This is a genomic window from Flavobacterium litorale, assembly GCF_019613795.1.
Classification (GTDB): Bacteria; Bacteroidota; Bacteroidia; order Flavobacteriales; family Flavobacteriaceae; genus Flavobacterium; species Flavobacterium litorale.
Genome location: NZ_CP080429.1, coordinates 525,981 through 549,429 on the forward strand (window position 1 = coordinate 525,981; position 23,449 = coordinate 549,429).

15 protein-coding genes and 1 tRNA gene are annotated in these 23,449 nt (G+C 40.6%); 4 read left to right on the plus strand and 12 right to left on the minus strand.

The features are described 5' to 3' along the window. Window positions 1-30: 30 nt before the first annotated feature. The 3 genes from rlmF to K1I41_RS02350 all read right to left on the minus strand — a co-directional run bounded on the left by rlmF (window position 31) and on the right by K1I41_RS02350 (window position 2,255). Window positions 31-990, minus strand: a complete 960-nt coding sequence (gene rlmF / locus K1I41_RS02340; RefSeq protein ID WP_220641079.1) for a 23S rRNA (adenine(1618)-N(6))-methyltransferase RlmF — start codon at window positions 988-990, stop codon at window positions 31-33. A gap of 82 nt (window positions 991-1,072) precedes the next feature. Beyond that, the gene (locus K1I41_RS02345) at window positions 1,073-1,981 is read right to left on the minus strand and encodes a YihY/virulence factor BrkB family protein (protein WP_220641080.1); all 909 of its coding nucleotides are present in this window, start codon (window positions 1,979-1,981) and stop codon (window positions 1,073-1,075) included. A 200-nt stretch (window positions 1,982-2,181) separates the two neighbouring features. After that, window positions 2,182-2,255, minus strand: a tRNA-Ala gene (locus tag K1I41_RS02350). Between the two features lie 132 nt (window positions 2,256-2,387). Between K1I41_RS02350 and K1I41_RS02355 the strand changes: the two genes are divergently transcribed. Continuing rightward, a complete protein-coding gene (locus tag K1I41_RS02355) occupies window positions 2,388-3,158 on the plus strand; it encodes an enoyl-CoA hydratase/isomerase family protein (RefSeq protein WP_220641081.1) in 771 nt (256 codons plus the stop codon). An 83-nt stretch (window positions 3,159-3,241) separates the two neighbouring features. On the opposite strand, the gene K1I41_RS02360 is transcribed toward K1I41_RS02355, so the two are convergent. After that, a complete protein-coding gene (locus tag K1I41_RS02360) occupies window positions 3,242-5,848 on the minus strand; it encodes an Ig-like domain-containing protein (RefSeq protein WP_220641082.1) in 2,607 nt (868 codons plus the stop codon). A gap of 303 nt (window positions 5,849-6,151) precedes the next feature. Between K1I41_RS02360 and K1I41_RS02365 the strand changes: the two genes are divergently transcribed. Beyond that, window positions 6,152-6,601, plus strand: coding sequence for a 6-pyruvoyl trahydropterin synthase family protein (locus tag K1I41_RS02365; RefSeq protein ID WP_220641083.1), 450 nt, complete (start codon window positions 6,152-6,154; stop codon window positions 6,599-6,601). Window positions 6,602-6,668: 67 nt separating this feature from the next. On the opposite strand, the gene K1I41_RS02370 is transcribed toward K1I41_RS02365, so the two are convergent. The 3 genes from K1I41_RS02370 to K1I41_RS02380 all read right to left on the minus strand — a co-directional run bounded on the left by K1I41_RS02370 (window position 6,669) and on the right by K1I41_RS02380 (window position 17,040). After that, entirely contained in the window at window positions 6,669-8,549 is a 1,881-nt protein-coding gene (locus K1I41_RS02370; protein ID WP_220641084.1) for an OmpA family protein, read from the minus strand. Window positions 8,550-8,569: 20 nt separating this feature from the next. Then, window positions 8,570-9,505, minus strand: a complete 936-nt coding sequence (locus tag K1I41_RS02375) for a PorP/SprF family type IX secretion system membrane protein (RefSeq protein WP_220641085.1) — start codon at window positions 9,503-9,505, stop codon at window positions 8,570-8,572. 326 nt (window positions 9,506-9,831) lie between these two features. Continuing rightward, entirely contained in the window at window positions 9,832-17,040 is a 7,209-nt protein-coding gene (locus tag K1I41_RS02380; protein WP_220641086.1) for a choice-of-anchor J domain-containing protein, read from the minus strand. Window positions 17,041-17,266: 226 nt separating this feature from the next. Between K1I41_RS02380 and K1I41_RS02385 the strand changes: the two genes are divergently transcribed. Next, the gene (locus K1I41_RS02385; protein WP_220641087.1) at window positions 17,267-18,019 is read left to right on the plus strand and encodes a UDP-2,3-diacylglucosamine diphosphatase; all 753 of its coding nucleotides are present in this window, start codon (window positions 17,267-17,269) and stop codon (window positions 18,017-18,019) included. Here the strand turns inward: K1I41_RS02385 and K1I41_RS02390 are convergent. From K1I41_RS02390 to K1I41_RS02405, 4 genes are all read right to left on the minus strand, one after another. Next, window positions 18,016-18,369 carry a hypothetical protein gene (locus K1I41_RS02390; RefSeq protein ID WP_220641088.1) on the minus strand — a complete coding sequence of 118 codons (354 nt, stop codon included), beginning with the start codon at window positions 18,367-18,369 and terminating at the stop codon, window positions 18,016-18,018. The genes K1I41_RS02385 and K1I41_RS02390 overlap by 4 nt on opposite strands. A gap of 56 nt (window positions 18,370-18,425) precedes the next feature. Beyond that, the gene (recJ, locus tag K1I41_RS02395; protein ID WP_220641089.1) at window positions 18,426-20,123 is read right to left on the minus strand and encodes a single-stranded-DNA-specific exonuclease RecJ; all 1,698 of its coding nucleotides are present in this window, start codon (window positions 20,121-20,123) and stop codon (window positions 18,426-18,428) included. A gap of 585 nt (window positions 20,124-20,708) precedes the next feature. Continuing rightward, on the minus strand, window positions 20,709-21,386 hold the full coding sequence (gene rsmI / locus K1I41_RS02400) for a 16S rRNA (cytidine(1402)-2'-O)-methyltransferase (protein ID WP_220641090.1): 678 nt from the start codon (window positions 21,384-21,386) through the stop codon (window positions 20,709-20,711). Continuing rightward, on the minus strand, window positions 21,386-22,390 hold the full coding sequence (locus K1I41_RS02405; RefSeq protein ID WP_220641091.1) for a DUF8457 domain-containing protein: 1,005 nt from the start codon (window positions 22,388-22,390) through the stop codon (window positions 21,386-21,388). Before K1I41_RS02405 ends, rsmI begins: the two co-directional genes overlap by 1 nt. Window positions 22,391-22,492: 102 nt before the next feature. Between K1I41_RS02405 and K1I41_RS02410 the strand changes: the two genes are divergently transcribed. After that, complete coding sequence (locus K1I41_RS02410) at window positions 22,493-23,125, plus strand: thymidine kinase (RefSeq protein ID WP_220641092.1); 633 nt, start codon at window positions 22,493-22,495, stop codon at window positions 23,123-23,125. Here the strand turns inward: K1I41_RS02410 and K1I41_RS02415 are convergent. Further along, on the minus strand, window positions 23,107-23,439 hold the full coding sequence (locus K1I41_RS02415) for a hypothetical protein (RefSeq protein WP_220641093.1): 333 nt from the start codon (window positions 23,437-23,439) through the stop codon (window positions 23,107-23,109). The two genes, K1I41_RS02410 and K1I41_RS02415, sit on opposite strands and share 19 nt — an antisense overlap. Between the last annotated feature and the right edge of the window lie 10 nt (window positions 23,440-23,449).

The following is a 23,449-nucleotide window of genomic DNA, read 5'->3' on the forward strand; positions in this document are numbered from 1 at the left end:
AAAGACACCTATACTATAATATAGATGCAGTTATCTCCTTTTGGTTGCTTGCCAATTTTGCTTTTCTTTTTTTGTTAGAAACGTCCAAGCAACAATTCGAGCCGATTTATTGCCTGTGCCTATAGGTGTTGTTTTTACCTCGCTAGGTACTACTTGTTGTAATAGCTTATAAATACCGTGTAAATTGGATTGTTTTGATACTAAAGTGGTAAACCAAAAGCAGCTTTTGGCGTAATTTTTACTCTCTTTAATCATGGTAGCAATAAAAGCGTATTCGCCACCCTTGTATATTAGCTCGCTGCCAATACCTGCAAAATTAAGTTCGGGTGTTTTTGTTTTTTTTCCCGAAAGGTTCTTAATTTTTCGTTGCGTTCCTCTTTGCGCTTCCTGTACTGAGGCATGAAAGGGTGGGTTGCACATGGTAACGTCTATAACATCATTTGCGGTTAGCACACCATTAAAAATATGTTTGCGGTTTTGTTGTAGCCTAAATTCAATTTTATTGTTTAACAATGCATTTGCTGCAACAATTTTTTGCGAGGATGTTATTGATTTCGCGCTAACATCTACTCCTATAAATTGCCAATTGTATTCGGTAACACCAAGTATGGGGTAAATACAGGTTGCCCCCACACCAACATCCAAGCAGGTAATTTTATTTCCGGTAGGTATACTCCCACCATTATTCTCGGCTAATAAATCGGCAATATAATGCAGGTAGTCTGCCCTACCAGGTATGGGCGGACATAGGTTTTGGTTGGGAAAATCCCAATAGGTTATACCATAATAGTATATTAAAAGGGCTTGGTTTAATAGCTTTACTGCTGCAGGATTGGAAAAATTAACGGTTGTAACACCAAATTTATTGGTAAGTATATGGTTGGCCAACTCGGGTTTGGCTTGTAACAAGGCATCTAAATCATATCGTTCTCGGTTTCTATTCCGAGGGTGTAGTCTTGTTTTTTCTTCTTGGTTTTTTTCTGACGGCATGATTAAAAAAATTACTCGTATTTGGTTTATCCGAAACCAAATACCTAATGTGCTTTTAGAGGCTACCTATAATATTTACTGATTATTGTCCTTCTGCCTTGTCAATTTCCTCGTATTTTGAGTGAATGCCAGATCCGTACCTTTTAGAGTATACCCAAGTAAATTCGGCACCAAAAAATAATATTAGGCAAGAGTAAGATACCCATAGTAGTATGAGAACAACTGTTCCGGCAGCACCATAGGTAGACCCTGGGTTCGATTCACCAAAATAGTATCCGAGCAGGAATTTTCCTAAAGTAAAAAGTACCGATGTAATTATTGCACCTACCCAAACAGATTTCCATCTTATTTTTACATCAGGTAAATACTTAAAAATTAGGGCGAACAGAACGGTTACTATTCCAATCGAAATTACAAAATCAAACACAAAGGCTATGTATACTATGGCATCTGGTAAAATACTTTTAATATAACTGTTTAACGCAGAAATTCCGGCGGTTATAATAAAACTAATTAACAGCAAAAACCCAATTACGATAATAAAAACAAAGCTTCGAGCTCTATCAATAATCGTTTTTATAAAGCCAGAATCGGGTTTGGGTTTTATTTCCCATATCTGATTTAAGGACAACTGCAAGTGATAAAAAACTCCTGTTGCCCCAAAAATTAGCACGCCTATACCAAGTATTGTGGCTAGGGTACTCTTATCTTCATTTTGAGTTTCTACCATCATGGCTTGAATAGACTCGCTGGCATTTCGACCCAGTGCACTAGAAATTTCGTCGGTTAACTGTCCTTGTACTATCTCATGTCCCCAAACCAAACCTACTAAGTTAATAATAATAACCAATAACCCTGGTAAGGATAGCACAGCGTAATAGGCTATAACGGCACTTAACCGATAGGGGTCGTCTTTGCTCCAAACTTTATAGGTTTCAACCAATAGCGAAGGAAGATGACTGATTTTGAATGTTGCATTTTTAGCATCCATAAATAACTATGTTAATTTTTTAAAACTACATATCTTTAATTGTATAATTAAAAAAATTATATAAATTTTATAATTATACAGCCAAAATAATGGTAGTACACCTACCCCGATAGAGAATAAAAATGAGAAAGCCTACGCTATTACTATAGTATAAGCCAAAAAATAATACCCTTTAACACAATTGATTAAAGGGTATTTTGTGGAGAAGATGGGAGTCGAACCCACGACCTCTTGACTGCCAGTCAAGCGCTCTAGCCAGCTGAGCTACATCCCCATTGTAATTTATACGCGCAAATATACTGTATTTAAATAGTATTTTGTAAACCATGATTAATAAAGTTTTAAAAAAACGCTTTGCTGCTGCCTTATTAACTTTTACTTTTACCTAGAATTTTAATGCCATTATATGTTAACAACGAACAGACCCGACGGGTCGCTTTATACCGCCATACAAAACCATATTGCTACTGTAGAATTTGGACATCCTGCTAGCAACTCATTCCCATCAGTACTATTGGAACGCCTTACGGACGAACTTACGGCTTTGGGCAGTAATGATGATGTACATGTTATTGTGCTAAAAAGCGAAGGCGAAAAGGCGTTTTGTGCGGGAGCATCGTTTAACGAATTGCTTGAGGTTTCTAACTACGAAGAGGGCGGAAAGTTTTTTTCTGGTTTTGCTAACGTTATTAATGCTATGCGCAAATGCCCTAAGCTTATTGTAGGGCGCATACATGGTAAAGCTGTTGGTGGTGGTGTTGGCTTGGCTGCAGCATGCGATTATGCTATGGCTACCGAGTATAGTGCTGTAAAACTATCGGAGTTTACCATTGGTATAGGTCCGTTTGTAATTGCACCTGCTGTAGCACGAAAAATGGGTACTGCTGCACTAGCAGAAATGACTATTGCTGGTGATGAATGGAAAAATGCTTACTGGGCTAAAGAGAAAGGACTATACGCTAAGGTATTTGAAAATACGAAAGACCTTGATAAGGAAATTGATATCCTTACTACCAAATTGGCGGGTTATAACCCCGAAGCACTATATGCCATGAAAAAAGTGTTATGGGAAGGTACCGAAAACTGGGATACGTTACTGGAAGAAAGAGCTGCAATATCGGGTAAGTTGGTATTATCTGATGCTACTAAAAAAGCACTTGAACCGTACCGAAAATAATATACTATAATGCATATACACCAATTAACAAAGGATTTAGCTAATGCTAAACCCTTTGTTTTTATAACTGGTTGGTAAATTGGTTATTGTTTAATTATTTTAACCGATGTAGTTGCTCCATTTTCGGTTTGTACATTTAGCAGGTACGTACCCGCTGCAAGGCTAGTAATATCAAGCTGGGCAGTATGGTTGTACACAGCTTTGCTCAGTATTTTTTGCCCTAATAGGTTATGTATTGCTATGCTTTGTATACTGCTGTTGTTTGCTACAGTAATTATATTGGTAGCTGGGTTTGGGTACACTTGTAATGCAGTATCTTTAAAAAGGGTACTGCTTAGTAAATCGGTAGCAGTTATCATTAACAACTCACTCTCACAATTGGCTAGTGTTTGCGATACGTAATATTCAGCACCGTCCTCAAGTACTGTAGTAGCATCTATTTCTATAAATTCTTCGGCAGCGTTTTGTATGTACCATGTTACCACTGCACCCTCGTTTACTGTTATGGCTAACGTTGCAACGGTATCGCCCGCTTCAAATTCTTGTACGGCATCGCCTTGTGGCGCATCGGGTACAGGGTTAATGGTAATAGCTACTGCTACCCTATTGCTAATACAGCCTTCTAGCGTTTGTGCTACAAAGTAGGTGCCTGTTTGTAAAACAGCATCGTTACCTAATGCTTCTGGGCTATCTTCGGTAGCATACCAACTAATTGTAGCTCCTTCGGTAGGGGTTGCCATAAGCATTGCTACCGTTGCACCATTGCAGTAGGTTTGTACCTCTGTTGTTGTAGGTGCAGGGGTTGCTGCTAATGTTACTGCAACTTCGGTTCGGTCGCTTTCATCATCGCATCCTGTTATCGTTTGTGCCACAAAATAAGAGCCTGCCATGAGTAGTGTTTCGTCACTTAGTGCATCTTCGCTATCGGCTGTAGCATACCAAGCAATAGTACCACCATCAGATGGCGTTACCAATAAATCGGCAACGGTAGCGTCAATGCATAACGTTTGTGTTGGTTCGGCTACTGGTGCCGTTAGGGTAACAACTGTAACTTCTACAGCTTGTCTTTCACTTTCGCACGTATAACGGTATTGCGAAACATAGTACATTCCGCTTTCTACCGCAGTAGTAGCTTCTAAGGGCTCACCGCCTTCGGCAACGTTGTACCAACGCAGCGTAGCATTATCGTAATCGGTATCAGCATCCAAATCGTCAATGGTAGCACTTTCACAAAATATCTGATTTTCGGCTTGTGGTGTTACTGGTGTAACGCACTCGTAGGTTGCAGTAACCGTCCAGCTACCATGGTCAACCTTATTATAATCGGTATTACAATCTGCTCCGCCAAAGGTTCTCCAAGCGCGTAACTCAAATGCTACATCGCCTGTGGCACCGTTGGCAAAAGTTAATCCGCTACGGCTATACATTTGTGTTCCAGCACTATTATCTGTACCTGCCGTAACATTGGCTTCGGTAGTACTTGTTGTTGTACAAACCAATAAAGAACGTTGGTGCGATTGAAGTCCTTCATCCACCGCCGTCATGCTATAAGCGGTTGCTACTTCTGATATCTGATAGCCATCGGGTACAGTAATGGTAAGCGTTCCAGCACAATCGGTAGCAGAGGTTACGGTAGGCATCGTATTAAAAGCTGTTGCAATATCGCCATCGTTATTTGTATTGCCCGATTCGCCTGTTGTAAACGTAATGCTCGCCCAATCGCTTATATTATCGTTACCACAGTTAGAGCGTATCCAGAAGTAATGCATTTGCGCCTCCATCAATGCATCCAATTCTAGTGTATCGGTATCAGTATCCACACTACCTGTTGGCACTGTATCTGCTGTTGGCGCATCTGTACTTGTACTATAATAATAATCGTATCCTTCTTCTGGAGTTATGGTTTCGGGCTCGTCCCACGTAATGGTTGCTCCTGCTATAGCCGAAGTAACTTCCAGATTTTCGGGTTCGGCACAAGGCACAAAAAGCTCAGCACTAACGGCAAAAACATTTATTGCGCCTTCGCTAAATGATGTTTTTGTTATCTCAATACTTTCTATAAGTTTAGCTTGGTTTTCAGCATCAATTTCTAGCGCAAGCTGATACATTCTGGGGTTACCAAACGGATTTTCTATAACGCTGTTGGTAATTAACACACGCCCAAAACCTGAGGCTGCAATGGGTAGGGCACTACTGTTAAACCAATCGGGCACGTTGGAGCCTGTAATGGTTTGCGACGTATTATCGGTAAAATTAATAACAGTTGTTATAACCGATGCACCACTACCCGATGTGGTTAACAAGTATATTTTTTGTGCAGCAACTTGGTTGGTAAAAGTTAATGTTCCTGTATTTAGTGGTGTAGAATCGTCGCCATTAACACGAAATGAGTTATTGCCTGAATAGTCAGCCAACTGAAAAGTTAATCCTGTTGTTACGCCCGACGTTATAACGCCGTCCATAGGCAAGGCATACGATGGGTTTACAGAACCAAAATCGGTACTCATAAATGCGTAATTAACATTATCTACACCCGAGGTGGTAGAGGCTAATGCTGTGTTTTCGCCATTTGCAATTACATCGTAGTTAAGCCCCGATGCAATTACTAAAGTTTCGTACTGCTGTGCCATCGTATTTTGTAAGGCAAAGACAGATAAAAAACTACAAAGTAATAGTATTTTCTGTTTCATAAAATGCAAGTTTGGTTAGTTAATTTTAGCTATATCAATAACTAAAACTAGTTTTATTTATAAAAATAACAATATTTTAAAACTAAAAGTCAAAAAAATGCAAAATTGTCAGTTAGAGTTATATTTACACGTCAAACCAAATTTATATAACATGAAGTTATTTTAAGTATTTGAAAATAAGTAAGGTACAATTATTTTAACTGTATGTAGCATTCGGAAAAGCTATTAATAGGCAATGCAAACCAAAAAGATACGTAGCATAGAGTTTATTTAGTAATTTTGTACCCTTAATACATCTCTATTATGAGTAACATCAGAATTACTAAACAATTTACTTTCGAAACGGGTCATGCTCTATATGGTTATGACGGAAAATGCAAAAACGTTCACGGACATAGCTACAAATTATCGGTTACCGTTATTGGTAAACCTATAACCGATACAACTAACGTAAAGTACGGTATGGTTATCGATTTTACTGATTTAAAAAAGATTGTGAAAGAGGAGATTGTAGATGTGTTTGACCACGCTACTGTACTGAACCAAAATACCCCACATATAGAGTTAGCACATGAGTTGAAAAACCGTGACCACCACGTTATATTGGTAGACTACCAACCTACTAGTGAAAATATGATTATTGATTTTGCCGCTAAAATTAAGGATAGGTTACCCAATGCAGTACAACTACATTCGTTAAAATTACAGGAAACAGAGACGTCGTTTGCGGAATGGTACCAAAGCGATAATTAAACATAAAAGTTACTAGAATAAAAAAGCCCCACATATAGTGGGGCTTTTCAATATTAGATAGGTATATTTATTTCTTTACGATAATAAACTCACTTCTTCTGTTCTCGGCGTGTTGCTCTTCAGAGCAGTCAGTACCACAATCCACTTTCGGTTGGCTCTCACCAAAACCTTCGCCCGATATACGGCTCTTAGCAATCCCTTTCGAGATAATATACTGTACCGATGATTTGGCTCTACGATTCGATAAACGCATGTTGTACTTATCACTACCACGGTTATCCGTATGTGCTTTTACCATCACTACCATATCCTCGTTCTCCTGCATTAGCTGCACCACTTTATCCAGCTCAAAAGCCGCCTGTTGGGTAATGTTGCTCTTATCAAACTCAAAGAAGATCGGATTCAGTACAATAACTGGTGGTACCACAATCTCCTCAATCGGTTTCAGTTCGGCGTTTATAGTTACTTTACCACCATCGGTTTCGGCTACAGGGAAGCTGTTGCCCTCATACCCTTTGGTAATGGCTTGTACGGTATAAGCCCTGTCACAATCAATATTGTAGGTTACCTTACCATCAGCACCCGTCATTTTACCCTCAATTACATTGTTCTCCTCATCCAGTATGGCCACTTTAGCCGAAGCTAGGGGTTTGCCTGTATTGGCATCTTTTACCATTACAATAGCCTCTACACCACATATGGGCGTAGCACTGTATAACTTATCCACTCCGCTTCTATTCGAAGCAAAGTAGCCCATTTTCTTACCTACGTTGTAGCTAAACGAGAAGTCGTCCTGTGGTGAGTTTATTGGAGCACCTACATTCATAGGAGCACCACCCTCATCAAGGTCTACCATATAAATATCATGCCCACCAAATCCAGGACGTGCATTCGAAGAAAAATACAAGTGGTTGTCTTCCGTAATAAACGGGAACGTTTCTTTTCCTTCGGTATTAATATTGCTTCCTAAGTTTACAGGCTCACCATAACTGTTGCCGCCTTTTACTTCTACCATCCAGATATCGGTATCGCCTACAGATCCTTCTCTATCGGATGTAAAGTAGAGTGTTTTACCATCTTTACTGATACTTGGGTTACCTGTACTCCAACGCTTATCGTTAAACGGTAAAGGTTGTACATTGCCCCAGCTATCGCCTTGTTTGGTGGCCTTGTATAGGTATACTTGCCCGATTTTAGCATTGGCGTCTTTATCGCGCTCAAATTGCTTACTCTCTTTAAAACTCTCACTCGAAAAGTACATTACCTTCCCATCAGCGGTAACAGCAGCAGGACCATCGTGCCACTTGCTGTTTATACCGTCTACAGGTACTGGCTCACTAAAGGTGCCATTAGCATTGTATGTAGCCATGTACAGGTCCAGGTACGGTTGGTCGTTCCATTCGTACGTTTTACGTGCTGTGTTACGGGCACTGGTAAAGTACAGGGTATTGTCATCTGTTAATACAGGACCAAACGATCCGTATTCTTCTGAGTTAATCTCCAATAGCTTCTCATCAAAGAGTTTGTTTTGTTTTCTGAGTTTCGGAAGGTAGTTGGGATCTTCCATAAACAGCATCGCACGTTTGTCCGATGGTACCAGCTGTGCAAACTTGCGCATTTGGGTATTGGACTCCTCATAACGTCCTGCAGCTTTTAGCATTTGTGCATAACGGTAGTGGGTTTCACTATCGGCAACACCAGCGGCTACCGCTTTGTCGTAATATTTTACAGCCTCTTTGTAATTAAATACATTGTAGTAACTATCGGCTAGGCGCTGGTATACGTAACCATCGGCTTTGCCATCGTTTACCAGTTCTAGGTATTCTTCGGCAGCTTCTACGTATTCAAAACGGTCAAAATGCTTGTCTGCGGTCTTGGTATCTTTGTTTTGTGCTATTACTGCCGTAGTGGCGAGCATAAAACTAAGGGTAATATATAAGTTCTTCATTTTCTTATGTCGCTTTTAGGTTAGAAATAACGCGGTGAACGGGATACTTTTTTAGGGAAGTTTACATCAAATAGCAGCATAATCTCATGCGAAGATGGCGTAGTAACATCCAAATCCGATATAATATGATCATAAGCATATCCAATACGTAAATTCGGAGTAATAGCATAATTCACCATCCCCCCAAAACTATCATCCAGTCGGTAAGTAGCCCCAATCTCAAACTTCTCAAAGAACAAGAAGTTCAACGAACCATCAATCGAAGGCGCCACATCAAAAGACGACTTCAACATAAACGAAGGCTTCATCTTGGTATTAGGAGAAAGCTGGAATACATACCCCCCCGTTAAGAAGTAGTGCTGGGTTTCCGAACCAAACTCATAGGCCGTACCATTATCCGTTACATCAAGGTGTTTGGCCTCAAGCATGTTCGGAACCGATAAAGCTACATAGTAATTATCCGTGTAGTAAAAGAACCCTGCCCCAACATTAAAATACGTTTCGTTTACGTTCTCGCTAAAAGCAGGATCATCCGGTGCAGGTACAAAACCATTACCAATTTCACTAAAGAGCCCCACATCGTGGAAGGTAGCCCCTGCCTTTACCCCAAAAGCCAAGCGGTGTTCACCCCCTAGTTTTAGCGTATACGAAAAGTCAGCATAAACATTAGTTTCCTGAACCGGACCAATCTCATCAACAATAGCCGATAGACCCAGTCCTACATTTTTACCCACAGGTGTGTGGCCCGAGAAAGTACCCGTATTAGGAGCACCATCTACATCCACCCACTGGGCACGATATAAAAGTCCGAAGGCAAGATTTTCTTTAGAACCCGCATAGGCTGGGTTAATCACGTTCATGTTGTACATGTACTGTGTGTAGTGCGGGTCTTGCTGCGCCGTGGCTTCGCCTATGCCCCAAAGGGCTACTAAGGCGGCTAAGTATAGTTTCTTCATGTGTGTGTGTTAACTAAATATTCAATTATTTTTCCCAAAGTTGAAGATACTTAATAAATACAACATACAAGGGTTGTGGGCATTAAATTAACATAAAAATGTTCTGTTGTTGCTTTTTTCCTTTTTATGTGTTGTATATGGGCTAAGTACTGTTTCTACTCTGGAAAAACAATATAAAACAAGGGGTGTGTAGTTTGTGGTACACGGGTGCATATTTGTTTTGCTGTTTCTTGTTTTGTGTTATTGTTGTTTACTATTGAAATAATAAAAGGAAAACCCCCGCCTGTTGCGGCGGGACTTTTTCCTTTTTATAATTGTTATAATTTTTATTCTTCTCGGTTAATGTAAACCCATCCAGTTTTGCTCTCTCCATTGCTACGTTCTATCGAGTAGAAGTACGTACCTGTTGGTAGTTCATCACCGTCGTTGGTTTGTCCGTGCCACTGGTCGGTGTAAGCGCCGTAGCTGAATACTTCTTTTCCGTAACGGTTGAAGATACTGATTTGGCGTACATCGAGTGAGGTTAGGTCAAACTTGTCGTTTCTGTCGTCGTTATTGGGCGAGATACCTCTTGGTATCGAGCAGCTTGTATCGAGTACATTAACGGTGGTTCCGCCTATACATCCGTCTTGTGTGGTTACGGTTACGGTATAGTTTCCTGCGCCGGGTACGGTTACGGTTTGTGTAGTGGCTGTAAAGCCTCCCTCGCCACTCCATACGTAGGTTGCGTTGTCTGGGTTGAATGATCCGTCTACGTCCATTATGGTTATCATGTAGTCGCCTCCTTCACAGCCTTCTTCAAACATTACGGCTATGGCGTTGGTGTCTTGTGTTACGGCTATACTTTGTACGCTGGTACAAATGCCTACGGTTACGGTTACTTCGTAGGTACCGAAGTTTGTTGGTACAACGCTTGCGCCGGTGTCGGCTAAGGGTGTTCCGTTAAGGGTCCATGCATAGGTGGCTTCAGCGGTGTTGAAGTTGGCTGGCTCTACGTTGATGGTTACATTGTTTGCAACGCAGGTGTTGTAGGGTCCGCCTAGACTGAAGGCTGGGCTGTCTATGATGTTGACTACAAAGGTGCTTTCGTCGGTACAGTTGGGTGTGGTACCGGTTTGTGCGTAGATGTAGAGGGTTTGGGTGCTGGTGATTACATCGCCTGCGCTTAGGGCTGTGCCTGTACCGCCTGGTGCGGTGAAGTAATTGTTATCGGCGTCTAGGGCTTCTAGTACGTAGCTGTCACATGAGGTGACGTCGGCTAGTACTTGGGCTTCTGGGCTGTCGATTATGGTTACTTCAAAGCTTTCTTCGCCTGTACAGTTTGGCGTGGTGCCTGTTTCTGCGTATATGTACAGGGTTTGGGTGCTTGTTATGGCGTCGCCTGGGTTTAGCATGGTGCCTGCTCCTCCGGTCTGGGTGTAGTAGTTTCCTAGGGTTAACGCGGGTAGGGTGTAGCTGTCGCATGCGGTTTGATTGCCTGGTGTGCTTACTTCTGGGCTGTCATTCACGGTTATGGTAAATGAGCTTTCGTTGGTACAGTCGGCATTGTCGGCTGATACGGCATAGATGTAGATTTCCTGCGTGCTGGTTATCATATCGCCGGCACTTAGGGCTGCTCCTTGACCGCCTGTTTGGGTAAAGTAGTTTCCTACGGTTAACACGGGTAACTCATAACTGTCGCATACGGTTACGGCTGGTAACGTATCTGGTATTGGTGTTGGCACTATTGTTACATTAACTGTAGCTGTAGCCTCGCAACCTGTATTATCTATTGTTACTTCATACGCTCCTTCATCGGTTACTGTTAAACTATCTGATGTTTCTCCATCAATTGGAGCACCATTAAACGTCCATGTATAGGATACATCTGGAGAATTTGGATCGTAATTAGTAGCTGTTATATTTATTGTTCCTGATGCGCCTTCGCAGATGAACAGATCGTCTGTAATGTCGAACTCAGGTGTAAGATCCTGTGTAATTATCTGGAACTCTTTTACTTCATTACATAGTGTTATGTTATTAGAAATTAGTACATACACTGTTTCTGTAAACTGCTCTACGTTATCGTATATTGGTCCGATTGGAGCATCTCCATTTTCAGCATCTTCTTCCGTATCATGATATGTAATGGTGTAGTTTTCTGGGTCAGCAATACCATCAAGGATTAGTGCATCGTTCTGCGAAAGATCGAACGTACCGAAACCACTAGCATCACATATTGTAAGATCTTCTGGATCTCCTACTGTTATCGGATCATAGTATTCTATAATTACTTCAGAGTCTACTGAACAATTGGTGTTCTCAAACAATACTTCTACAGTATAAGTACCACTTTCTGTTACTGTTAAGGTAGGCTCTGTTTCACCTTCTATTTCTACACCATCTTGGAACCAAGTAAAGTCGTAAACATCTGGATCCATTTCTGTATCAAGTACGCGCTCTTCGCCTTCACATACAGCATTTCCGTCTTCTATAACAAGGTCACCACCTAAATCTGGTGCACCGATAGCAAAACTACCTCCATCAAGGAATACTGCTGAGTTTACAGCAGAATCGTTATAATCGGCAATTACTAACTTAATATGGTAGGATTCCCCTGGTGTTACTGGTGCAGTAGCCTGCATTTGTACAGTTTGACCATTGTAACTAATTGATGAAGCATCTGGGTTATCCTGATTGAACTGACCAAAGTATTCTACATTTTGAGAATCACAATTTGTGTTATACTGTGAATCTCTAATGTTTACTACTGATACTGGTATAGTGGTATCTGGAATTACTGCAAGGTTATCGCCATCTACTGATGTAGTAGTTCCTGTAAGAATAAAAGCAAAGGCATCAGAGAATGTACATTGGAATGTACCATACTCATCGGAAGCAAACAAGAAATTAAAGCTTATTTCGTCTATAAACGGTACAAAATCAAACTCAAGCACTGTTGCATTGTTTAAACTACCTGTATTACCTCCTTCTGCTATAATGTCTGACAAATCATCGTCTCCTGGCCAGGTAGTGTTATCAGCTGTTGCTGTTCCTGGCATTGGTCCTGGTGCTTCAGTAATACCTCCCGTTGCTAATACAATACCTTCGGAGAATGCAAAATTGCCGTCTTCGGCATCTGCAAAATAACCGATACTGTTGGATTGACCGAAATCGGAGCCTGAAACAGAGGTTACGTTAGATACGATTGCACAATCTACACCTATAAGTACATCTTGTACTAACTCTTCTATAGTATACTCCGTATCACTAACTGTAATTGGCGGTACTGGTGTTGTTATACAAATATCAAAGCTTGTTACTTCTGTTATGTTTACAAAGTTTAAGTATACCATTACATAGTAGGTGTTACCTACTGTAAGACCTGTTACGGCTTGGTTAGCATTTCCACAAGAGAGTTGCGTTAAGGCACCACAATCGTCACCTTCAAACACTATTTGACTTACAAAAATTCCTCCTTCTATATTGTTGATGTTTATACTGTGCGTTTCAGATTCTGCTACAAACGAATACCAAACATCGTGGTTTACGGCACCGAATGAGCATGTTTGTGTTACTCCTGAACTTGTTGATCCTGTTAGCGTACCTGATACAAACTCATCACAATCAAAGCTGTCATTTACGGGTACATCAATAGCATCTTCACAATTATCATTATCCACTGCGGTTACAAACAGGAATGGCCCCGACCAGTAACTCAAGTCGTCGTCACCACAATCTGCACGTACATAATATTCATATGCCGTAGATGGCTCTAGTGTTTCATCAGTATAAGGTGGTGCATCTGTTACTACGGTACCTGCTTCCGTTGGTTCTCCTAATCCTGGTGCTTGTATTGCAACTTCCCACTGGGTTTCTGTTCCAGCTGGAATCCAGTCAAGTTGTGCAGAAGTAGTGGTTGTACTTAAAACAGTTAAATCTGTGGGTTCTGGACATGTTGGTATATCTTGAATAATTACATTATCAACAAGAAGTCTCCATCCAAAAGAGCCGCCACTTGGCGCATGCCATGCAATATTTACAGGTCCGTTAATTAATGTACCTCCTGCATCTTCCAAATTCACAACATACTCCACATAATCAGTATTGGTATACGTAGCAAGTGGGATAAGTTCTATAGTAAATTCTGTAAGAGCAGTACCTGTTGTAGATGCTAATACTTCGAAATCATTCGGTGAGAACGATGATTGCACTTTTTGACGGAATCGTAAACGTTGGTTACCTGTTAGTAATATGGTTGGAGAAATTAACCAATCATCATCACCGTTATTAAATCCTGTATCTAGTACTGCAGATTCATCACCTTCGAATGGGTCAGAGGTATAATCCATATTCCATTCGTTAGGAGCCCCCTCTACATTTACCGTTAACCAACAACTTTGCGAGTCAGAATCTGAATTGAAGCCTTCAAAGAAAGGCACTGTAAACGGATCGCAAGCGGTAGTAAACTCTATTGGCCCTACCCAGTTGCTTAAATCATCTACACCACAATTGGCACGTAAATATACTTCGTATACCGTGTTTTCTGTCAATCCTGTTTCTGTATGTTCAGGATCTCCTGTTACAGCTGTTCCTGGTACTGTAGGCTCACCTGTTCCTGGTGCTTGTACTACAATTTCCCACGCTGTTTCAAGGAAGCCTGCTGTCCAAGAAAAATCTGCTGAAGTATTGGTGGCACTTATAAATGCAAAATCTGTTGGGTCTGGACATGATGGTATATCTTCAACAATTACATTATCAACGTACAATCTCCATCCAAAAGAACCTCCACTTGGCATATGCCATGCAATGTTTACATTACCTGTTATAGGTGTATTAGTATCGTCTACAAGGTTAACTATATATTCTACATACTCTGTATTAGTATAGGTAGCAAGTGGTATAAGTTCTAAAGTAAAGTTAGCAACATCACTACCTGTTGTAGATAGTAGCACTTCAAAATCATTTGGTGAGAAAGCAGATTCTATTCTTTGATGGAATTTCAATCTTTGGTTACCTGTTAATATTATGGTTGGCGAAATTAACCAATCATCATCAACATTGTTAAATCCTGAACTCATTGCTGCCGATTGGTCACCTTCAAATGCATTTAAGCCATAATCCATATCCCATTCATTAAAAGGTCCCTCTACATCTACTGTTAACCAACAATTTTGCGAGTCAGAATCGGAGTTAAAACCTTCAAAGAACGGTACTGGGAATGCCTCACAGGCTGTAGAGAATTCAAATGGTCCTACCCAGTTGCTCAAATCATCTACACCACAATTGGCACGAATATAATACTCGTAGGCTGTATTGGGTGTTAAAGCAACATTATCCGCTGTAGTTTCGGTAGCCGTAAATTCAGGTACGCCACCCGTTATAGCTTCACCAGCTACTGTTGGCTCACCTGCTCCAGGTGCTTGTACTACAATTTCCCAATCTGTTTCAAGGAAACCTGCTGTCCAAGATAAATCTACAGCAGTAGGCTGGAAGTTACCTGCCGTTAAGTCAGTAGGATCAGGACATGATGGTATATCTTCTACAATTACATTGTCAATAAATAAACGCCACCCATCTATTCCATCACTTGGTATATGCCATGCAATATTTACGTCGCCTGTTATTGGTACTCCACCACCATCTACAATATTTATAACATATTCCACGTAGGTTACATTATCATATTCCGCAAGAGGAAGTAATGTAATGGTGAAGTCAGCAGGATCGGCTCCTGTTGTAGACACCAATACTTCAAACTCGTTTGGCTCAAATGATGATTGTACTCTTTGATGAAATTTCAGCCTTTGGTTACCTGTTAAGGTAAGCGTTGGCGAAATTAACCAATCGTCGTTATTACCGAAGTTGAAATCGGTAGTTATTGCTGCCGACTGATCGCCTTCAAATGGAACAAAGGCATAATCCATATTCCATACATCGCCATCATCATTAAGATTAAGAACGGTCCAACATAATTGCGTTGGAGAGTCGGAATTAAAGCCTTCAAAGAAAGGAACGGTGAACGCGCCACAGGCTGTACCAAATTGGTATGGTCCTGACCATGCACTAAAGTTACCATCGTTACAATCAGCTCTTACATAGTACTCGTATAAAGTAGACTCTGTAAGTCCGTCAGCAAGGTAATTAACATTTGTACCTACAGTAGTACCAGCTCCTGCTGGAATACCTGTACCTGCAGTTTGCACCACTACTTCCCATGAGGTAGCACCACTTGGATTTGTCCAAGATAAGTTTGCGCTTGTTTGTGTAATACTTGTTGTAGGCTCGCCTACTGGAGGCGCACAAAATACTTGTTGTATGGTTAGGGTATACGGTGTGGTTTGCGGTGAAGCCCATGTAGAGATAACAATATAATACGTTTCTCCAGCGGTTACTACAAATTCAGGTACCGAAACATCGTTACCTGCAAAACCGCCCACACCGCCACCTACACAATTTACACCAATATCGGCACAATCGTCATAGATAAACATACCTGAGTAAGCACCGTTATTGGTCATATCAATACTAATAGTGCCATCAGCAGCAGCTGTGTACTCGTACACTACATCGTCACCATTTAGATAACCAAATGTACTACCACAATCAGTACCAGGACTACCACTATAGTCATCATCATAGCCACTAGTATTATCTGTTGTTGAATACGGTAAGTCTGTAACCTCAATAGCAGCTTCACAAGTGGCTCCTAAGGCTACAGTACTAAACAGGAATGGACCAACCCATTCGCTGGTTCCGCCATCATCACATAACGCACGTAAATAGTACTTATAGTCTGTGTTTTCTGCAAGCGGAGTACCGCTTTCTGTTTGCGTTGCTGTGTAAGGCGAATCGCCATTATAAGTAATACCAGTTCCATCTGGTATCTCAGCAGCTCCTAAGATTTCAATTTCCCAAGAAGTAGCACCTCCTGGATTATTCCAGCTAAGCTCTGCCTCATCAATACCTGGAGCAGCAGCAAGATCAGTAGGATCCAGACATTGCTCTACAACGCTAACGTTATCTATTAACCAACGATCGCCATTATCACCTGCCATTACAAAGGCAACATGAACATCCTGAGCTTCAAAACCCACAATTGGCACTACTACTTCGGTATATACCGTTTGCGCAGGGTTAATTTCAAGTTCAGTAAATTCTTGAAGCAATGTGTAACCAGCAAGATCTGTAGGATCGCCATCAGTTACTAATACGCGGTAAAGCGTTCCGTCGTCTCCACCTATGGTAAGACGAGAAAAGAAACGCACCTCAGCATTTGGAGGAACGTTAAATTGTGGTGTTATTAACCAATCTTCAGGAATTCCAACAGCCACGTTCTCTCTGTTAACGTAGGCTGCATGAGCCCCTTCATAAGAAGGCTGGGGGTTAACGCCAAGAGCCTGCTGCCAAGTTTGAGCAGGTCCAATACCGTTATCATCTATTGTCCAATCCGTAGGGGGGAATACACCTGTGGTGTCAAACCCCTCCTCTGCTAGCTGCGCAAAGGTGTAAAAGGATGATAATAGCATGAAAAACATTAGGGTAATTTTTTTCATAGAAATTTACATTTAAGTAGTTTATGTTTAAGAATCGAAAATTAAAGAAAAAAAATCAATCATTAAGTATCAAAATTATACATTATTTAATTTTTTCTTAAAAAAAACAAAATTATTGCTATTTGTTAGGAATATAAATATGTTTTGGCTTTTGTTACAACACACAATAATAAGGCTTCGTTTAATTGAATACTCTTTATATATTTGACCTCTTATTGTATAGTATATGACTCCAAATAAAAAAATATATTTTGCATCCGACCAGCATTTTGGTGCACCAACACGACAAAAGAGCCTACCAAGAGAGCAAAAATTTGTTGCTTGGCTGGATGAGATTAAAGAGGATGCAGAAGCTGTTTTTTTGTTGGGCGACCTGTTTGATTTTTGGTTTGAATACAAAACGGTAATACCTAGAGGTTTTATTAGAGTATTTGGCAAGCTAGCAGAATTGAGGGATGCAGGCATACCTATTTATTTTTTTATAGGAAACCATGATTTGTGGATGGATGATTATTTTGAGAAAGAATTAGACATCCCTGTATATCGCCGCCCGAAAGAATTTAGTTTTAATAACAAATTGTTTCTTATTGGGCATGGTGATGGTTTGGGTCCTGGCGATAAAGGATACAAGCGAATGAAAAAAGTTTTTACCAACCCATTTGCCAAATGGCTTTTTAGGTGGTTGCATCCTGATATTGGTGTAAAGTTGGGACAATACCTATCTGTTAAAAACAAGTTAATATCTGGCGATGAGGACGTGAAGTTTTTGGGTGAAGATAACGAGTGGCTTGTACTATACAGCAAACGCAAATTAGAAAGTAAACACTATGATTATTTTGTGTTTGGACACCGCCATTTACCCATGACGATTGAAGTAGGCAAAAACGCCAAATACATTAATTTGGGCGACTGGATAGGCTACTTTACCTACGGTGTTTTTGATGGTAAGAATTTTGAGCTAAAAGAGTATAAAAGCTAATTACTGCATAACTCGTTAATATAAGTATCCAAACTCAGGTTAAATAGTGTCCCCTCTACCAAGTCCTTAATTAAATGAAGTTCTTTAGGATTTACAGCTAAGTCTACTCCTTCTATTGGTGTTTTTAACAACATTTTTCGGCAAGACTGTTTGTAAACACAACTGTTACATTGATATTGCGAGAGCGTAGCTTGTAAAAGCAGTTTAAATTCGTCAAGCTCATGAAATTCTAAATAAAAACCTGTTTCTTTAAATACAAGTTGCACACGCTCGTTTAAAACCCTGTTGTTTTTTATCCAGTGGAATGCTACGCCAAAATCGTTATGATATATTTGTTCAATTTCTTTCATTGCCGATGATTTGAAACAAAAATACAATTTTATTTAAAATCATTCTAAACAAATATTTATTTTTCACATTTAATATCTCTCAGTCTGAGCTGCAACGATGTTTGCCCATTCCACGTATTTTCATCTACAGAGTAAACCGCATCAAAAGCAGTACCGCTACAAGCAACATCCATTTTTTTAGCTAAGCCAAAGCCTATAGCTGCAAAACCTTCAGAATCTTCTTGTTTTACAAACAAGCGTAAATGGGTTTGGTTGGCACCAATAGGTTTACCAAAGCCGCTATCTTTTATATTATGCGATATAAATAAGGGCGTCATGTTACCCGGACCAAAAGGCTCAAACTGTTGTAATATTCTATTAAATTTGGGTGTAATTTCATTAAAATCAAGTGGCATATCTACCTGTATTTCAGGAACGCGCATATTGGGTGTAATAGTGTTTGCTACTACGGCTTCAAACTTATTTTTAAAGGCTTCGTATTGTTCCTCATGTAACGTAAGTCCTGCTGCGTATTTATGCCCGCCAAACTGCTCTATGTGTTCAGCGCAAGCCTCTAATGCATTGTACACATCAAACCCTGAAACAGAGCGCGCCGAAGCTGCTAGCATAGTACCACTTTTAGTAAACACTAATGTAGGGCGATAATAGGTTTCTATAAGCCGCGAGGCTACAATGCCTATCACGCCTTTGTGCCATTCCTTACTATATACTACTGTGGTAAATTTGTTCTGCTCGTTATTATATTCTATCTGCTGTAAAGCTTCCTCCGTTATTTGTTTATCAAGGTCTTTACGGTCGGCATTCAGGGTTTCAATTTCCGAAGCAAATTCTTCTGCCTGTTCCAAATTAAACTCCGAAAGCAACTGCACGGCATACTTACCATGTTTTACACGCCCTGCCGCATTAATGCGTGGTGCTACTACAAAAACTACATCGCTAATAGTAAGTGTAGGCTTTTTTATGTTTTGGATTAATGCTTTTATGCCCGGTCGGGGGTTGGTATTAATAACCTCCAGCCCAAATTTTGCTAATACACGATTTTCTCCTGTTATGGGTACAATATCGGCAGCTATTGCTGTAGCCACTAAATCGAGGTAAGGAACAAGGTGGTTAATAGTTTGCCCACGTTTATTGCCTAAAGCTTGTATGAGTTTAAACCCTACACCGCAACCGCAGAGTTCTTTATAAGGGTAATTACAATCGTTTCGTTTAGGGTCTAGTACCGCAACCGCATCAGGTAGGGTGTCTGCTGGGCGGTGGTGGTCGCATATAATAAAGTCGATATCTCTTGTTTTGGCATACGCCACTTTATCAATGGCTTTTATACCACAATCTAACGCTATTATTAAGGTGCAGCCGTTATCGTCGGCATAATCGATGCCCTGAAAGGAAACACCATAGCCTTCTTTATACCTATCGGGTATGTAGGTATCAACATTGGGGTAATACGATTTTAAGTATGACAATACTAACGAAACCGCCGTAGTACCATCTACATCATAATCGCCAAACACCAAAATGTTTTCGTTGTTAGCTACTGCCGTTTCAATACGCTGTACGGCTTTATCCATATCACGCATCAAATATGGGTCGTGCAAATCATTTAACGATGGACGAAAGAATGTTTTTGCTTCCTCAAAGGTTTCAATACCGCGCTGTACTAACAGTGTGGCAATGGTAGCATCTACATTTAAGGCTTCGGTAAGGTGTTGTACTTTATCGGTATCGGGTTTTGGTTTTAATGTCCAGCGCATGCAATTATTCTAATTTTTGCGAATATAACCCTTATACATTAAAATTACAGCAAAACGGTATTTGTTTAATTTTCTTAAAAGTTCTACAATTTATATGAGCATCTAACTCCCGCTTGCTTTGTTTCTTTATAGGAATATCCTACCGCAGATGTCCACGAGATATTTTTATCGGCTGATTTTATATGAACCATAATCCCTACTGCATCAAGGTTTGCTACATAAACGGAATCTAATACTAGCTGAAATTAGGCTTGTAATGGTTGTGCTACGGTTTGTAGGGAAGTAATTAGAATAGAGATGAAAATAAAGTATTTCATTTTATTGTTAGCCAACAGTTAGAGTTACCTACGAATTTATAAAAAATAATTTCATCTTTATTAAGACCTACAGGGTCTTGAAAGACCTCGCAGGTTGTAACCTCCTGCAAGGTTTATATAACCTTGTAGGTCTGATTGAAATACTGTTTTTCCGAAATTAAGAGAATCCGAATTGTAAATCATTATAGTATATAAAGATTCCTTCCTTCGTCGGAATGACGGTTGTGTTTATCGTTGCGAGCGTAGTGCAACAAAACGTGGCAATCTGTTATTTACCAACCTTCCCCCCTACCACAACAACAATTTCCCCTTTTGGCGCATAAGCTTCAAAATGGGCTAAAACTTCTGTAGCAGTACCACGAACGGTTTGTTCGTGTAGCTTACTCAACTCCCGCGATACCGAAACAGGTCGGTCGGCACCAAAATACTGCACAAAATCGCGTAGTGTTTTTAGGAGCTTGTGCGGTGACACATAAAACACCATTGTACGGGTTTCTTCGGCAAGCGCCAAAAATCGGGTTTGTCTCCCCTTTTTATCGGGTAAAAAACCCTCAAAAACAAATTTATCGTTAGGCAGTCCGCTATTTACTAATGCAGGCACAAAAGCTGTGGCACCCGGTAAGCATTCTACAGCAATATTATTTTCTACGCAGGCACGGGTAAGTAAAAACCCAGGGTCGGATATGGCAGGCGTTCCCGCATCGGATATTAACGCAATAACTTCGCCTGCTTGCAATCGTTTTACAATATTCTCTACCGTTTTATGCTCGTTGTGCATGTGGTGGCTGTGCATGTGGGTAGTAATCTCAAAATGTTTCATGAGTTTACCACTCGTACGGGTATCTTCCGCGAGTATTAAATCGGCCTCTTTAAGTACGTTTATGGCTCTAAACGTCATATCCTCAAGGTTGCCTATGGGTGTGGGTACAATATAGAGTTTACCCATTAATCAAATTTTTGTTCTACAATGCCCATAAAACGCTCTTCGTACTCTTCCTTATCTTTCCAATTGTTATAGTCGGGCTTTACAAGCTCGTTTATAAAGTTGCGTGCATCAGTAAATTTATCGAATGTATTGAGTTGCGATAGTACACGGTTAAGGTCGTCGCTATTACCATCAAACAAATGTTTCTCAAAAGCAATACGGTCGTTTAACCCTAGGTTTATGGCTTTGCCTAGCGAATCGTTTAATGAACGTTTTGCTGTTTCGGATTGCGATGTTTGTACGGGAACGAACGGCTCAGATTCAGCTTCGGTAGCTACCTCAGGTTCGGGTTCCTCTTTTTTAGGTTCCCAATTGTGCCAACTTTCTTCGGTTGCCTTTACTTCGGCAGGTGCAGGCGCATCGGTATCTTTTTTTACAAACTCAGGCTCTACATAATCGTGAAAATCTTCAAACGAAATTTCTTTCTGCTTTTCAGGTATTTCGGTAGGTTCTTTCGGTTCAAAATCAATATCAAACCCAAATGGCGATTCGCCTACAGGCTTGATTTCCTCTTGTTTGGGTGTTTCTGGCTCGGGTGCTTCGGCAACCGCTTCGGGTTTGGGTTCAGGTTCAGCAGCAGGTTCTGGTGTTTCCGCTTGGGTTACCGCATCTACTTTATCCTCACTTTTGTTATCCTCTTCCTCTGCTTCCGCTACGGGTGCCTCTTTGGCTTCGCTTTCCTCAATTTCATCTTCAGTAACCTCGTTTACCAATTCGGGTTGCATTACTTCTGGCTCCTCTTCATTATCAGCGGCTTCATACGCTTGCTCTATTTTTTCTGATGCTGCTGCAAAACCTATGGTAGGCTTTACATCGCTTAAATTATCTTCAACAAATTTAAGTACCGATAGCTTTTCATAAAGGCGCAGGGTTTCTTGCTGTAGCTGCTCTAGCCCTGCCCTGTTCTTCATTTTTAATACCCTGTGGGCTATGCTAATTAATTCGGCTTCTAACTTTTTCTTCATAACTTTTAGAATTAAACGGAGTCGCGCAATAGTTTTTTAATAAATTTGTTTCTTTACAAAGTAACAGAAAACATTTCTGTTTTACTGCCTGAAAAATACAAAATGTTTCTCGAAAATACAGTAAATCATAAAGAGCAATTTGGGTGGATTGAGGTTATTTGTGGCTCGATGTTTTCGGGTAAAACCGAAGAATTAATACGACGATTGAAACGGGCACAGTTTGCCCACCAAAAAGTTGAGATTTTTAAGCCTGCCGTAGATACCCGCTACCACGATGAGATGGTAATATCGCACGATGCCAACGAAATACGCTCTACCCCCGTACCTGCTGCTGCTAATATTAGGATATTGGCACAGGGCTGTGATGTTATTGGTATTGATGAGGCACAATTTTTTGATGATGAGATTATTGCAGTGTGTAACGACCTTGCCAATAGCGGCGTACGTGTTATTGTAGCAGGTTTGGATATGGATTTTAAGGGTAACCCCTTTGGTCCGATGCCTGCGCTTATGGCTACTGCCGAGTATGTAACCAAAGTACATGCTGTGTGTACCCGTACAGGCAATTTGGCAAATTACAGTTTTAGGAAAGGGAGTAACGATAACTTGGTAATGCTGGGCGAAACGGAGGAATACGAACCGCTGAGCCGTGCTGCCTATTACCGTGCCATGCGTGAGGCGCAACCACAACCCAATAAAACCAAACGCAACGATAATCAGGACAGCGAAATGTAATGCCCAATAAGCATATCCTCTACCAACATAGCTTCGCCCTCGTACATTAACTTATCCTGTATAAACCACGATAGTTTGTACTTTACATCTTTATTTTCGGCATGCTCAACAAACGCAATTGTCAAGGTTGCCAAATAACATTGATCGGCTATATACCATTTGGAGTTATATTTACCTAAAAATGGAGCATCGCCAGCCTCTAGAAGTTCGCAACGCTCTTCCGAAACCGTAAAACGTTTGTTGTTGGTAAACTCACCCAGCAACTTGTTTGATGCCACCTTTTTTAAATAAAATGAGCCTATTATATCACTCATAATCTTACAC

Excerpts from the sequence above, each read along its gene's own strand:
- K1I41_RS02375 (WP_220641085.1), bottom strand. The coding sequence starts at position 9,505 with ATGAAGAAACTATACTTAGCCGCCTTAGTAGCCCTTTGGGGCATAGGC.
- K1I41_RS02355 (WP_220641081.1), top strand. The coding sequence starts at position 2,388 with ATGTTAACAACGAACAGACCCGACGGGTCGCTTTATACCGCCATACAA.
- K1I41_RS02415 (WP_220641093.1), bottom strand. The coding sequence starts at position 23,439 with ATGAGTGATATAATAGGCTCATTTTATTTAAAAAAGGTGGCATCAAAC.
- rsmI (WP_220641090.1), bottom strand. The coding sequence starts at position 21,386 with ATGGGTAAACTCTATATTGTACCCACACCCATAGGCAACCTTGAGGAT.
- rlmF (WP_220641079.1), bottom strand. The coding sequence starts at position 990 with ATGCCGTCAGAAAAAAACCAAGAAGAAAAAACAAGACTACACCCTCGG.
- recJ (WP_220641089.1), bottom strand. The coding sequence starts at position 20,123 with ATGCGCTGGACATTAAAACCAAAACCCGATACCGATAAAGTACAACAC.
- K1I41_RS02410 (WP_220641092.1), top strand. The coding sequence starts at position 22,493 with ATGTTTCTCGAAAATACAGTAAATCATAAAGAGCAATTTGGGTGGATT.
- K1I41_RS02385 (WP_220641087.1), top strand. The coding sequence starts at position 17,267 with ATGACTCCAAATAAAAAAATATATTTTGCATCCGACCAGCATTTTGGT.
- K1I41_RS02390 (WP_220641088.1), bottom strand. The coding sequence starts at position 18,369 with ATGAAAGAAATTGAACAAATATATCATAACGATTTTGGCGTAGCATTC.
- K1I41_RS02360 (WP_220641082.1), bottom strand. The coding sequence starts at position 5,848 with ATGAAACAGAAAATACTATTACTTTGTAGTTTTTTATCTGTCTTTGCC.
- K1I41_RS02345 (WP_220641080.1), bottom strand. The coding sequence starts at position 1,981 with ATGGATGCTAAAAATGCAACATTCAAAATCAGTCATCTTCCTTCGCTA.
- K1I41_RS02370 (WP_220641084.1), bottom strand. The coding sequence starts at position 8,549 with ATGAAGAACTTATATATTACCCTTAGTTTTATGCTCGCCACTACGGCA.
- K1I41_RS02405 (WP_220641091.1), bottom strand. The coding sequence starts at position 22,390 with ATGAAGAAAAAGTTAGAAGCCGAATTAATTAGCATAGCCCACAGGGTA.
- K1I41_RS02365 (WP_220641083.1), top strand. The coding sequence starts at position 6,152 with ATGAGTAACATCAGAATTACTAAACAATTTACTTTCGAAACGGGTCAT.
- K1I41_RS02380 (WP_220641086.1), bottom strand. The coding sequence starts at position 17,040 with ATGAAAAAAATTACCCTAATGTTTTTCATGCTATTATCATCCTTTTAC.